Origin of the sequence: Thiorhodovibrio frisius (assembly GCF_033954835.1) — a bacterium.
GTDB lineage: Bacteria > Pseudomonadota > Gammaproteobacteria > Chromatiales > Chromatiaceae > Thiorhodovibrio > Thiorhodovibrio frisius.
The window spans coordinates 2,641,559-2,653,630 of the sequence record NZ_CP121471.1 but is presented as its reverse complement, the minus strand read 5'-3'; the positions used below and the strand labels follow the sequence as shown (position 1 = coordinate 2,653,630).

The 12,072-nt window shown below is 60.3% G+C and carries 13 protein-coding genes; 7 read left to right on the top strand and 6 right to left on the bottom strand.

Annotated elements, in window-relative coordinates:
- Nucleotides 1-8: 8 nt before the first annotated feature.
- The 4 genes from pheA to gyrA form a co-directional block, all read right to left on the bottom strand.
- Nucleotides 9-1,097 carry a prephenate dehydratase gene (gene pheA / locus Thiofri_RS12280; protein ID WP_040858594.1) on the bottom strand — a complete coding sequence of 363 codons (1,089 nt, stop codon included), beginning with the start codon at nt 1,095-1,097 and terminating at the stop codon, nt 9-11.
- Nucleotides 1,098-1,101: 4 nt separating this feature from the next.
- Nucleotides 1,102-2,268 (bottom strand): phosphoglycerate dehydrogenase, encoded by a 1,167-nt coding sequence (locus Thiofri_RS12275; RefSeq protein ID WP_009151576.1) that lies wholly within the window; start codon nt 2,266-2,268, stop codon nt 1,102-1,104.
- Between the two features lie 18 nt (nt 2,269-2,286).
- Nucleotides 2,287-3,369 (bottom strand): 3-phosphoserine/phosphohydroxythreonine transaminase, encoded by a 1,083-nt coding sequence (gene serC / locus Thiofri_RS12270; protein ID WP_009151577.1) that lies wholly within the window; start codon nt 3,367-3,369, stop codon nt 2,287-2,289.
- Nucleotides 3,370-3,435: 66 nt separating this feature from the next.
- Nucleotides 3,436-6,108, bottom strand: a complete 2,673-nt coding sequence (gyrA, locus tag Thiofri_RS12265; RefSeq protein WP_009151578.1) for a DNA gyrase subunit A — start codon at nt 6,106-6,108, stop codon at nt 3,436-3,438.
- Nucleotides 6,109-6,351: 243 nt separating this feature from the next.
- Between gyrA and Thiofri_RS12260 the strand changes: the two genes are divergently transcribed.
- Nucleotides 6,352-6,732 (top strand): thioredoxin family protein, encoded by a 381-nt coding sequence (locus tag Thiofri_RS12260; protein WP_009151579.1) that lies wholly within the window; start codon nt 6,352-6,354, stop codon nt 6,730-6,732.
- 144 nt (nt 6,733-6,876) lie between these two features.
- A complete protein-coding gene (locus Thiofri_RS12255; protein WP_009151580.1) occupies nt 6,877-7,140 on the top strand; it encodes an FmdB family zinc ribbon protein in 264 nt (87 codons plus the stop codon).
- A gap of 10 nt (nt 7,141-7,150) precedes the next feature.
- Here the strand turns inward: Thiofri_RS12255 and Thiofri_RS12250 are convergent, their stop codons facing one another.
- Nucleotides 7,151-8,188 (bottom strand): S1C family serine protease, encoded by a 1,038-nt coding sequence (locus Thiofri_RS12250; RefSeq protein ID WP_223296882.1) that lies wholly within the window; start codon nt 8,186-8,188, stop codon nt 7,151-7,153.
- 7 nt (nt 8,189-8,195) lie between these two features.
- A complete protein-coding gene (locus Thiofri_RS12245; RefSeq protein WP_190275892.1) occupies nt 8,196-8,387 on the bottom strand; it encodes a hypothetical protein in 192 nt (63 codons plus the stop codon).
- Nucleotides 8,388-8,654: 267 nt separating this feature from the next.
- Between Thiofri_RS12245 and Thiofri_RS12240 the strand changes: the two genes are divergently transcribed.
- The 5 genes from Thiofri_RS12240 to Thiofri_RS12220 all read left to right on the top strand — a co-directional run bounded on the left by Thiofri_RS12240 (nt 8,655) and on the right by Thiofri_RS12220 (nt 12,065).
- The gene (locus Thiofri_RS12240; protein ID WP_009151582.1) at nt 8,655-8,885 is read left to right on the top strand and encodes a YgaP family membrane protein; all 231 of its coding nucleotides are present in this window, start codon (nt 8,655-8,657) and stop codon (nt 8,883-8,885) included.
- A gap of 22 nt (nt 8,886-8,907) precedes the next feature.
- Nucleotides 8,908-9,828, top strand: a complete 921-nt coding sequence (locus Thiofri_RS12235; RefSeq protein WP_009151583.1) for an ABC transporter ATP-binding protein — start codon at nt 8,908-8,910, stop codon at nt 9,826-9,828.
- A gap of 10 nt (nt 9,829-9,838) precedes the next feature.
- Entirely contained in the window at nt 9,839-10,900 is a 1,062-nt protein-coding gene (locus Thiofri_RS12230; RefSeq protein ID WP_009151584.1) for an ABC transporter permease, read from the top strand.
- A gap of 217 nt (nt 10,901-11,117) precedes the next feature.
- Nucleotides 11,118-11,651, top strand: coding sequence for a ferritin (locus tag Thiofri_RS12225; protein WP_009151585.1), 534 nt, complete (start codon nt 11,118-11,120; stop codon nt 11,649-11,651).
- Nucleotides 11,652-11,705: 54 nt separating this feature from the next.
- Entirely contained in the window at nt 11,706-12,065 is a 360-nt protein-coding gene (locus Thiofri_RS12220) for a cupin domain-containing protein (RefSeq protein ID WP_009151586.1), read from the top strand.
- The last annotated feature ends 7 nt before the right edge of the window (nt 12,066-12,072 follow it).

Genomic DNA, 12,072 nt, shown 5'->3' with positions numbered 1-12,072 from the left:
GCTGCGGCTTAGAGCACAGCTTCTGGATAGGAGCCGAGAATCTTGAACAGATTGGCTGAGGTTTTGAGCTTCTCGAGCGCAGCTGCCACCTGCGCATCGTCGCGATGACCGCATAAATCGACAAAAAACACATAATCCCAGACGCCCTGACGCGAGGGGCGTGATTCGATCCGGGTCATGCTGATGGCGTGCTCAGCCATGGGAGTCAATAGCCGATAGAGACCGCCGGCCTCATTGCGACAGGATAGCAGCAGGCTGGTTTTGTCCTTGCCGCTTGGTGGCGCGTCCTCGGGGCCAATGATCAGAAAGCGGCTGGTGTTGCGCGGGTCGTCCTCAATGCGGTTGGCCAGCAGATTAAGCTGATAGAGTTCCGCCGCCGCCTCGCCAGCGACGGCGCCAGCACCCTCGGTGTTGGCTACCAGCCGCGCGGCCTCGGCATTGCTACCGACCGGAATGCGCTCGGCCTGCGGCAAATGCCGATCAAGCCAGGCGCGGCACTGGGCGAGCGATTGCTGATGGGAGTAGACCCGTTGCACACCGGCCAGGCTGGTGGCGCAGCTCATTAGATGATGATGAATGCGCAGGGTGACCTCGCCAGCGATGTGCAAGGGCGACTGCATGAAGGTGTCAAGCGTGTGGCTAACCACGCCCTCGGTGGAGTTCTCCACTGGTACGACGCCAAAATGGCAGGAGCCCGCTTCGACCTCGCGAAAAATGTCGCCGATGGCGCCAAACGGAAGCGTGTGCACAGAATGGCCGAAGTGCTTGAGCGCAGCGGCCTGGGTGAAGGTGCCCTCGGGGCCAAGATAGGCCACTGACAGAGGTTTTTCGAGCGCCAGACAGGCCGACATGATCTCGCGAAACAGGCGCGCGACTTCCTCGTCATGCAGCGGGCCTGGATTCTCCGCCTTGATGCGGCGCAGAATCTCGGCTTCTCGCTCAGGGCGATAAAAGTGGGTCTGGGGTGCCTGGGCCGATTTAATCTCGGCAACTTCCTGCGCACAACGCGCGCGCTCCGATAACAGCCGCAGAATCTCGGCATCGGTGGCGTCGATGCGCTCGCGCACCGCTTTCAGGCGAGCGGTGGGATCAGTCATCGGCTTAACCCAAGGCCCGCACCCGCAGCACGCCCTTAATTCCACGGATTTGATCAAGCGTCGCATCCTGGCATGCCTGATCGATGTCGATCAAGGTCACCGCCAGATCCCCGCGCGAGCGATTGAGCATATCGATGATATTCAAACCAGACTCGGCTAACAGTGTGGAAATCTGCCCCACCATGTTGGGCACATTGCTGTTCACCACTGAAACGCGGTAGCCACCGTTGCGGGGAAGATCGATCTCGGGGAAGTTCACCGAATTGCGCACATTGCCATCCGCCAGATAGGCGCGCAACTGATCGGCCACCATGACCGCACAGTTTTCCTCGGCCTCGCGGGTGGATGCGCCGAGATGCGGCAGGGTCACCACGCGCGGATGATCCTTCAGCAGATTGCTGGGGAAATCGCAAACATACGCATAGAGCTTGCCGCTGTTTAGCGCAGCCACAGCAGCCTGGTCGTCGATGATGCCATCACGGGAGAAATTCAGCAGTACAGCTCCATCGGGCATGGCGGCGATACGCTCGGCATTGATCATGTGGCGGGTGTGCTCGGTGAGAGGCACATGAAAGCTGATAAAGTCCGAGCGCGACACCAGATCGTCGATGGACACCGCCGCCTGCACGTCGGATTCCAGCTTCCAGGCACTGCGTACCGTGATGCTGGGATCATAACCGATCACCTTCATACCCAGCGCACGCGCGGCATTGGCTACCAGTACGCCGATGGCACCGAGGCCGATGACCCCCAGGGTGCGCCCGGGCAGTTCAAAGCCGACAAAATCTTTCTTGCCCGCTTCGACCGCCTTGCTGATGGCAGCATCCTCGCCCGAAAGGCCGCGCGCGAATGACCAGCCTTGGGCAAGATTGCGCGCCGCGATCAGCATGCCGGCAAGCACCAGCTCCTTAACCGCATTGGCATTGGCGCCAGGGGCATTGAACACCGCCACACCGCGCTCGCTCATCTTTTCAAGCGGGATGTTATTGACCCCGGCACCGGCACGACCAATAGCCTGGACACTGTCGGGGATGTCCATGTCGTGCATCTTGGCTGAGCGCACCAGAATACCGTCGGGATGGGCGATTTCCGAGGCAATCTCGAAGTGATCACGCGGCAGGCGTTCCAGGCCGGCCAGAGAGATGTTATTCAGCGTCAGAATCTTGAACATGTTGGTCCCCTGCCCCCGCTAGCCTCGAGTGCGCTCAAACTCGCGCATGAAATCAACCAGCGCCTCAACGCCCGCCTCCGGCATGGCATTGTAGATGCTGGCGCGCATACCGCCGACCGAGCGATGGCCCTTGAGTGTCAGCAGCCCGGCATCTTTGGCACCGGCGAGAAAGTCTCCGTCCAGATTCGGGTCAGCCAGGGTAAAAGGCACATTCATCCAGGAGCGCGCACGCAGTTCGACCGGATTGGCGTAGAACTTTGAATCATCAATCGCAGCATACAGCTTGGCTGCCTTGCGTCGGTTGATCTCGGCCATGGCTTCCAATCCGCCGAGTTCCTTCAACCAGGCAAACACCAGGCCGGCCAGATACCAGGCGTAGGTTGGCGGGGTGTTGTACATGGAGTCATTCTTGGCATGGATGCCATAATCAAACATGGCCGGCGTCCCCGGCAGGGTTTCGCCGATCAGATCCGCGCGCAAAATGACAATGGTCAGCCCGGCCGGACCGATGTTCTTCTGCGCCCCGGCATAGATGAGCCCGAAGCGCGAGACATCCAGCGGTCGAGACAGGAGCGTAGAGGACATATCGGCGACCAAAGGTACATCGCCGGTGTCGGGAATGTCCGGGAATTCGACCCCTTCGATGGTCTCGTTCGGCGTGTAATGCACGTAGGCCGCGTCGGACGAGAGCTTGAGTTCATCCTGCACCGGCGCGCGGCTGAAGCGATCATCTTCGGTGCTGGCCGCGATGGATGGCGTACAAAAGCGCCGCGCCTCGGCAATGGCCTTTTTCGACCAGCTGCCGGTATTGATGTAATCCGCGCTGGTATGTCCGCGCAGCAGATTCATCGGCACCATAGCGAACTGACTCGATGCCCCGCCCTGCAGGAAAAGCACCCGGTAATCATCTGAAATGCCGAGCAGTTCGCGCAGATCCGTCTCGGCACGTTCGGCGATGGACATGAACTCCTTACCGCGATGGCTCATCTCGGCTGGACACATGCCACTGCCGTGCCAGTCGAGCATTTCCTCGCGCGCGCGCTGCAGCACGGGTTCAGGTAGCATCGCCGGGCCGGCGCTAAAGTTATAGGGTCGGGTCATTCAGTCTTCTCCAATGGTTAATCGACAGCGAAGCCGGCTCGGGTTGGGGAATCAGCACATTGACGCCTAATCCTCAACCTCCCCGCCTCCGGCATCTGGTCCATCAATTTGTTCGGAATCGGGGTCGATCATCGGTGGGTCACCGTCCTCTCCGTTCCCGCCGCCCTCACCCTCGTCGCCATCACCATTGAGCGCCACAATCCGCTCAATGCCGGCCAGGCGTTGGCCTTCGCCTAAGTTGATCAGGCGCACGCCCTGGGTGCTGCGACCGAGCAGCGAGATGCCGTCGACGGCGGTGCGCACCAGGGTGCCGCCATCGGTGATCAGCATGATCTCATCGCCCGGGCGCACCAGCACCGCACTGATTTGTTCGCCATTGCGCTCGCTGGTGCGAATGGCGATCACGCCCTTGCCGCCGCGGCCCTTGGTTGGGAACTCTTCCACCGGCGTGCGCTTGCCGTAGCCCTTCTCGGTCACTGTCAGCACAGCACCTGGTTCGGCGATGACAAGCGAAATGACCCGCTGGCCTTCTTCGAGCGTCACGCCGCGCACGCCGTGGGCGGTGCGGCCCATGGAGCGGACGGCCTCCTCGTTGAAGCGGACCGCCTTGCCGGCACTGGTGAAGAGCATCATATCCTGGTGCCCGTCGGTCACCGCCACGCCGATCAGATATTCGTCCTCGTGCAGGTCGATGGCGATCAGGCCGCGCGAGAGCGGACGCGAGAAGTCGCTGATGGGCGTCTTCTTGACCGTGCCCTTGCTCGTGGCCATGAAGATGAAGCGGTCCTGATCGTACTCGGCCACCGGCAGAGTGGCGTTGATGCGCTCGCCCTGCTCGAGTGACAGCAGGTTGACAACGGGCCGTCCGCGCGCGCCACGCCCTGACTGCGGTAACTCGTAGACCTTGAGCCAGTAGACCTTACCGAAGCTCGAAAAGCACAGCACGGTGTCGTGGGAATTGGCCACGAACAGCCGGTCGATGAAGTCTTCGTCTTTGGTGGTGGCCGCGATGCGCCCTTTGCCGCCGCGCCGCTGCGCCTGATACTCGGACAAAGGCTGCGCCTTAATATAGCCAGCGTGCGAGAGCGTCACCACCATATCCTCGGGCGCGATCAGGTCGAGCAGCGTCAGGTCGGTCTGATCGGTGACGATCTCAGTGCGGCGCGCGTCCGCGTATTGATCGCGAATGGCGGTGAGCTCGTCGCGGATGACCTGCATCAGGCGCTCAGGATTACGGAGAATTTCCAGAAGCTCAGAGATCTTCTGAAGAATCTCACCGTACTCCTTGATAATCTTATCTTGTTCTAGACCGGTCAGGCGCTGGAGTTGCAGATCGAGAATGGCGCGCGCCTGGCGTTCGCTCAGGCGATAACGACCGGATTGATCGCCCTCCCCGATCAGCCCGAAGCTCGGGTCAAGCTCATCCGGGCGGGACTCGATTGACGATGGGGCGGCGCCGGCGCGCTCGAGCATGCCAGTGACCTGCCCCGGTGCCCAGGTGCGCGCCATCAGGCCCTCACGCGCATCAGCCGGGCTGGCGGAGGCTTTAATGAGCGCGATCACCTCGTCGATGTTCGCCAGTGCGACCGTGAAACCTTCCAACAGATGTGCGCGATCGCGTGCCTTGCGCAGTTCGTAGAGCGTGCGCCGGGTCACCACATCGCGGCGGTGGCGCAGGAAGTATTCCAGCAGTTGCTTAAGATTCAGCAGTCGCGGCTGGCCATCGACCAGGCCGACCATATTGATGCCGAACACCGTCTGCATGTTGGTGTGCTGATACAGGTTGTTCAGCACCACATCGGGATAATGATCGCGCTTGATCTCGATCACCATCCGCATGCCGTCCTTGTCGGACTCATCACGCAGCTCGGCGATGCCCTCGAGCTTTTTCTCCTTGACCAATTCGGCCATCTTCTCAAGCATTCGGGCCTTATTGACCTGATACGGCAGCTCGGTGACCACGATGGCCTCGCGCCCGCTACGCTTCAGGGTTTCGACCTCGGAGCGCGCACGCAGTTGAATGCGCCCACGCCCGGTGCGATAGGCCTCGCGGATGCCGCGCACACCATTGATTATGGCGGCGGTCGGGAAGTCCGGCCCCGGCACCAGATCGATCAGCTCATCAAGCGTTGTCAGGGGTTCATCGATCAACTTCAGGCAAGCATCGATAATTTCGCCAAGATTGTGCGGCGGGATGTTGGTCGCCATGCCCACGGCGATACCGGACGAACCATTGACCAGCAGATTCGGGAAGCGCGCCGGCAGGACCGTCGGCTCGTACTCGGACTCGTCGTAGTTCGGGATGAAATCGACGGTTTCTTTGTCGAGGTCATCGAGCAGACTGTGCGCGATGCGCGCCATGCGCACTTCGGTATAACGCATGGCGGCGGGTGAGTCGCCATCGACCGAGCCGAAGTTGCCCTGCCCGTCCACCAGCATGTAGCGCATCGAGAACGGCTGCGCCATGCGGACAATGGTGTCGTAAACCGCCGTATCCCCATGCGGGTGGTACTTACCGATCACATCACCGACCACGCGGGCGGATTTCTTATAGGGCTTGTTCCAATCGTTGCCGAGTTCGTTCATCGCGAAAAGCACGCGACGATGGACGGGCTTGAGGCCATCGCGCACATCGGGCAGCGCGCGGCCGACGATCACGCTCATGGCGTAATCGAGATACGACTGCCGCATCTCGTCTTCGAGATTGACGGTCAGGACTTCCTTGGCAAAATCCGGCATGGGCGTGGCTTGTCAGCGAGTTCGCTGGATATGGGGTTGGGGTGATGATTAAGAATTTGCCGTCAAGATGCGGGAGCCCGCAGGCGGGAAGTCGGCAAGTTCGCTAAACTCGCAATCATAGCACGAACGCCCACGAGCGTATCCGCTTGGCGGCAGATTGACCTGACGCAAGCGCTCAATAAATGCGGTAATTAGCATTTTGTATTAATCTATTACAGGAATATTTTAAGGATTCACTTTACTATGTCTTCGCCGCTTTATGACAGCTCCCACGCGTTTAGCACCGGACTTGAGGGCTTCGATTCCTCCGTGCTGGACGCTTCGCATCGCATCCCGGTGTTGGTGGATTTCTGGGCCGACTGGTGCAGTCCCTGTCACGCACTCGCACCCCATCTGTTCCGTTTGATTGATGAGTACGACGGGCGCCTGCGCCTCGCCCAAGTCGAAGTGGATGAGGGCGAGAACATGAAACTTGCCGGGCGCTTTCGCGTGCGTGGCTTTCCGACGGTGATACTGTTCTGCGCTGGCGAGGAGCAGGGTCGCTTCAGCGGTTCGCGTTCTTCGCCCCAGGTCCGCGACTGGCTTGCCGAGCATCTGCCTGGCTGTCCGGGTCAAACAGCCTGAGCACGGACGAAATCGATAGGGTGCCACTGCCAGGGTCTTCCCGAGTCGGCGGACAAGGTCTTTGCCCAGAGCGGTTTTTCGCTATAATTGGGTACATTAGAAAACCCTGATATTCAATCTTTTCTACGCGAACGAGGTACAACCATGCCCACTTACGACTATCGCTGCGATGCCAATGGCCAGGTCGTGGAGGTTAGCCACCGCATGAGCGAGTCACTGGCTACCTGGGGTGAGCTTTGTGCTCAAGCCCAGATTCCCTGTGGCGACACGCCGGAGAATACGCCCGTCTATCGCATGGCCAATGGCGGCAACCTGATTTCCAGCAACAGCCTGGGCAGCGGGATGGCACCCGCACCCGCCTGCGGCACCGGCGGCTGCTGCCCAAGCGGCATGTGCGGACTTAATTGAGCCTGCGCCATTAGTCCAAACGTGGCAACTCTCCGCCCAGACTGACTGGCAGTTCCAGTGTCTGGCCACCGCGCCAGAGGCCGAGACTGACCTGATCGCCAATCTGAAAATCCTCCAGAATCTCGATCAAGTCGGCCATGTTGGCGAGTTTTCGCCCATTCACAGACTGGATGATGTCGCCGGGAACAACCCCTCCACCCGCCGTCAGGCGGGTGGCGCGCAGCCCGGCGCGGTCTGCCGGAGAGCCAGACTCGACGCGCAGCACCAGCACCCCGCTCAGACCCAACTCCTTCAACACCGCGCGGCTGGCGTCATCGTCGGCAAAAATGCCAAGGCGCGGGCGAATGTAGCGCCCGTAGGCAATCAACTGTGGCACCACCCGATTGACGGTATTCACCGGCACCGAAAAGCCGATACCGGAGAACCCTCCGGTCGGGCTGAAAATGGCGGTGTTCACGCCAATCAGACGCCCGGCGCTGTCGATCAGCGGCCCGCCGGAATTGCCGGGATTGATGGCCGCGTCGGTCTGAATCAGACGGCGAATTTCGGTGCCATCCTCGGAGACAATGGTGCGATCAAGCGCCGAGACCACGCCTGTGGTCAGGCTGTAGTCGAGCCCAAAGGGGTTGCCGATGGCGAAGACTTTCTGGCCAACGCGCAGATCCTCGCTGGTGCCGATCATCACCGGACTGGGGCCAGCCATGGGCACGGCGATCCGCAGCACGGCAAGGTCATGCTCCTGGCTCGCACCAATGAGGTTGGCCGCATAGGTGCGCTGATCCGCAAGACGCACCTGGGCGCGCGAGGCACCAGCAACGACGTGGTAATTGGTTACCACATGGCCCAGCTCATCCCAAATGAAGCCCGAGCCGGTGCCGCGACGCACCTCGGCGAGATTACGCGTCCAAGGCAGTGCGACTTCGGAGATGGTTGAGATATAGACCACCGACTGGCTCACACGCTCGAAGATCTCGATGGTGGCCAGCTCATCGGCGGCCAGGTCGCCGCGCGCGGTCACCACACGGGGCTCGGCGTCAAAGCCGATCAACCAATGCTCAAACCAGGGCCGACCAGCCAGAAAGAGCAAAAAAGCGATAGCCGCCCAAAATAGCCAACGCGAAAGAGAAAAACCATGCATAATTTAGGGTTCGGTGGTTCATGAAGAAATCGGGGCGCCGCCGTGCGGCGCGTCCATACAGCGAGAGCGGCCGATTGTCGGAACGCAAGGACAGCAGCACTTGTGGCACAGTATACTGTCATGGTATTGGTCAGTTGAGACTGCTTGCGATTAGCGCGCAAGACATTTAACCTTTTGACCAATTCCGGTCAGCTTGAACCTCAACGGCATGACCATCGCGACGACCAAGCCGACACAGAGATTATCGGGCCCAATGCCTAATTTCCGGTGCCAAATCTAGTTTCCAAGTTTGTGCGACCGACCCGGTTCTTGGCAGCTCGTCGCTCTCATCACTTCCCTGCGCAACCCCTAAACGACTGAACTTCAGGAGAGACCTATGAATTTCACACAAAACGTTGGTGAGCTAGACCGCAACATTCGCTTCATTCTCGGCGGCGCATTGATTGTCGCCGACCTGCTCAATAGAGAACTTGGCCTGTTCACCCTGTGTGGCGCCCTGCTGATGGGAACCGCGTATATGCGCACCTGCCTGGCCTATGTACCGCTCAACATCAACACCATGAAAGAAGGCGAAGGCAAAGACGAAGGCAAGACCGAGAAGAAATAAGCGTCTGACACCAAGACGCACCATGGGCGCAGGGATGCGCCTGTCCTCCCCCAAAATGCCCGGCGACTGTCTGCTCGAAGCACGCGATCTGGTCAAGGATTATCCCGGCGTGCGTGCCGTTGATGGTCTGTCATTCCGCGTCCGCCGTGGCCAGTGCTTCGGACTGCTTGGCCCCAACGGTGCCGGCAAGACCACCACACTTGAAATGCTCGAGGGCATTCTGTCGCCAACCAGCGGCGCCATTTTGTTCGACGGTCGCCCGCTCGATCCCTCCTATCGCGAGCGCACTGGGATTCAATTCCAGGCCACGGCGCTGCAAGAATTCCAAACCGTCAGCGAGTCGCTGACCATGTTCGCAAGCCTTTACGGGCGCCGCGCCGACCGCGATGAGTTGATCGAACTCTGCCACCTTGCCGATATTCTCAAACGCGACACCCGCAAGCTCTCGGGCGGTCAGCGCCAGCGGCTACTGCTCGCCATCGCGTTGGTCAATGATCCGGATCTGGTGTTTCTCGATGAGCCCACCACTGGGCTCGACCCGCAATCGCGGCGTAATTTCTGGGGACTGATCGAGACCGTGCGCCGGCGCGGCAAGACCATTGTGCTCACCACCCATTACATGGAAGAGGCCGAGCGCCTGTGCGACTACATCGCCATTGTTGATCAGGGCCGCATTATCGCCGAGGGTGTGCCCCAAACTCTGGTGCGCGAGCACTTCCCGCGCGCCATGATTCGCCTGCCCGAGAGTGCCTGGCCTGTTGCTACAGCCTTGCCGGCCGCTGCACTGGTGCGCAATGGCGAGATTGAAATCCCCACCGTCGAGGTGCCGCCCATGCTCGATGAACTTGAGCGCATCGGAGCGGAACTGACCGCGCTGCGGGTCGAGACCCCCAATCTCGAAGACTTGTTCCTCAAACTCACCGGCCATCGCCTGCGCAACTGAGGCCACCGCCATGTGGGCACGTATTTACGCTATTTTCATTGCGCGCAATCGCGAGTTCTATCGCGACTCCGCCGGCCTGATCTGGAACCTCATCATGCCGGTCATGATGATTCTGGCCTTCGCCTTTATTTTCGACGGTCAGCAACAACCACTGTTTAAGGTTGGCGTCATCGGCGCACCTGCGCCTGACAGTCCGCTGGCCAGCTTCCTGGCGAAGCCGCAAATCAATGTCATTGCGGTTCTGGATGAGCGCGCGGCCATTGATGCCGCTATTCAAAAAGTCGAACGCCATCAGCTCGATCTGCTGCTCGACGCCCAGCCCCCACCCCGTTACTGGCTGAATCCCCAGGCCACCCAGGCGCCAATTCTCGAAGAGCTACTGCTGGCGCAATACCAGACAACCAGTCTTCCAACTGCAAACCCAAACAGCCCCATCACCGCCCTGCCCCAGCGCCAACTGGCCGACGGCCTGGCGCTCAGCTACGCCGACTGGGCGCTGCCCGGCGTGCTGGCGATGAATGTGATGTTCTCAAGCCTCTGGGGTGTTGGCTGGGTGGTGGTGCGCTATCGCAAAAACGGCGTACTGCGGCGGCTTAAGGCCACACCGCTGCGACCGATGGAGTTCCTGATCGCCCAGGTTCTCTCGCGCCTGATTGTGGTACTCGGAGCCAGCACCCTGGTCTATGCCGGCGCTTATCTACTGCTCGACCCACCCATGCGCGGCTCCTACCTGGCGCTGATTGCGCTCTATGCCGCTGGCGCCCTGTGCATGATCAGCCTGGGGCTCACAGTGGCCGCGCGCCTGCGCACCGAGGAACTGGCTGATGGTCTGCTGAACCTGCTGTCCTGGCCCATGCTACTGCTGTCCGGCGTCTGGTTTTCCATGGAGGGCACAAGTGCTGCGGCCCAGGCCATATCGCACCTGATTCCACTCACCTATCTGGTCGATGGGGCGCGAGCGGTGATGATCGATGGCGCTGGATTGGTCCAGGTGCTGCCGCAGATCGGGCTCTTGCTTGGCATCGGGGTGGCACTCATGGGACTAGCCGCGCACCTGTTTCGCTGGGAATAAAGCGCGTAGCATCAGAGTTCGCCTGACAGCAGGCGTCGCTATTGTTTGGACCATCCTCCTTGGACCATCCCCTTGGATCAGCGCCGTATTGGCCCAAACCCATACGCATGCAACGCAGATTATTCGTGCCTTGCGCGACCCAACGCCGGATCATCAAAGCCACAGAGCGCCAGCTCCCTGACCTCACCCACCCTCAACCAACCGGAAGACCAGCCGCATGATCACCCAAGACCTGGAAGACAAATTCAATCAGCACATCAACAAGGAAATCTATTCGTCCTACCTCTACCTGTCGATGGCCGCCTGGGCCGATCATCAGGGCCTGCGCGGCTTCAGCCACTGGATGCGGGTGCAGGCGATGGAAGAACTCACCCATGTGTCACGCTTTTTCGACTTTCTAACTGACCGCGACGGGCGCGCGCGTTTGTCCGCCATTGCCGAGCCACCGCAGGACTGGGCGAACGCAACAGCCCTGATGGAGGATACCTACCAGCACGAACTTGAAGTCTCCAAAGGCATCAACGAGCTGGTCAGCCTGTGCCGGGAGCACAGCGACCATGCCGCTGGGGCTTTTCTCGACTGGTTCGTCAAGGAGCAGGTTGAGGAAGAGGCCAACGTCAAAGATGTTCTCGACCGCCTGCGCATCGTCAAGGGCGAGGGTCAGGGGCTTTTAATGATCGACCAAGAGCTTGGCGCCCGTGCCCTGCCCTCTTATGATCCAACCCTGGGCTGGATTGGCAACACCCGCTGATCGCGTGAACGCATCAGGGCCCTTCTTTTCACATCAAACACCTGGACTGGCACCATGAACCGCGTGCAAACCGGAGACTGGGAAATTTTCCAACTCGCTGACATCGAGAAGCTGATCCCCGATGACGTGCTCTCGATACGCGAGTTCCTGCACACCCCCTCGCTGAGCTGTTCCCTTTACCATGTTCCCAAGGGTTCCAAAGACATGGACTCAGCCCATGAGGAAGACGAACTTTATCTTATCCTCAAGGGGCGCGGCCGGCTGCGCGTCGAGGGCGACGAGCAGCCGGTCGAGCCTGGCACCATGATGTATGTGCGTGCCTCCTGCGACCATGCGTTTTTTGAGGTCGAGGAAAGCATCACCGCCCTGGCCTTTTTCGGCACCGCAGTGCACCGTGGCGAGCACGGCGCTTAGGTCGTTG

Bases quoted from the DNA above. Each gene is read 5' to 3' on its own strand.
- pheA (WP_040858594.1), bottom strand. From the start codon at position 1,097: ATGACTGATCCCACCGCTCGCCTGAAAGCGGTGCGCGAGCGCATCGAC.
- Thiofri_RS12275 (WP_009151576.1), bottom strand. From the start codon at position 2,268: ATGTTCAAGATTCTGACGCTGAATAACATCTCTCTGGCCGGCCTGGAA.
- serC (WP_009151577.1), bottom strand. From the start codon at position 3,369: ATGACCCGACCCTATAACTTTAGCGCCGGCCCGGCGATGCTACCTGAA.
- gyrA (WP_009151578.1), bottom strand. From the start codon at position 6,108: ATGCCGGATTTTGCCAAGGAAGTCCTGACCGTCAATCTCGAAGACGAG.
- Thiofri_RS12260 (WP_009151579.1), top strand. From the start codon at position 6,352: ATGTCTTCGCCGCTTTATGACAGCTCCCACGCGTTTAGCACCGGACTT.
- Thiofri_RS12255 (WP_009151580.1), top strand. From the start codon at position 6,877: ATGCCCACTTACGACTATCGCTGCGATGCCAATGGCCAGGTCGTGGAG.
- Thiofri_RS12240 (WP_009151582.1), top strand. From the start codon at position 8,655: ATGAATTTCACACAAAACGTTGGTGAGCTAGACCGCAACATTCGCTTC.
- Thiofri_RS12235 (WP_009151583.1), top strand. From the start codon at position 8,908: ATGGGCGCAGGGATGCGCCTGTCCTCCCCCAAAATGCCCGGCGACTGT.
- Thiofri_RS12230 (WP_009151584.1), top strand. From the start codon at position 9,839: ATGTGGGCACGTATTTACGCTATTTTCATTGCGCGCAATCGCGAGTTC.
- Thiofri_RS12225 (WP_009151585.1), top strand. From the start codon at position 11,118: ATGATCACCCAAGACCTGGAAGACAAATTCAATCAGCACATCAACAAG.
- Thiofri_RS12220 (WP_009151586.1), top strand. From the start codon at position 11,706: ATGAACCGCGTGCAAACCGGAGACTGGGAAATTTTCCAACTCGCTGAC.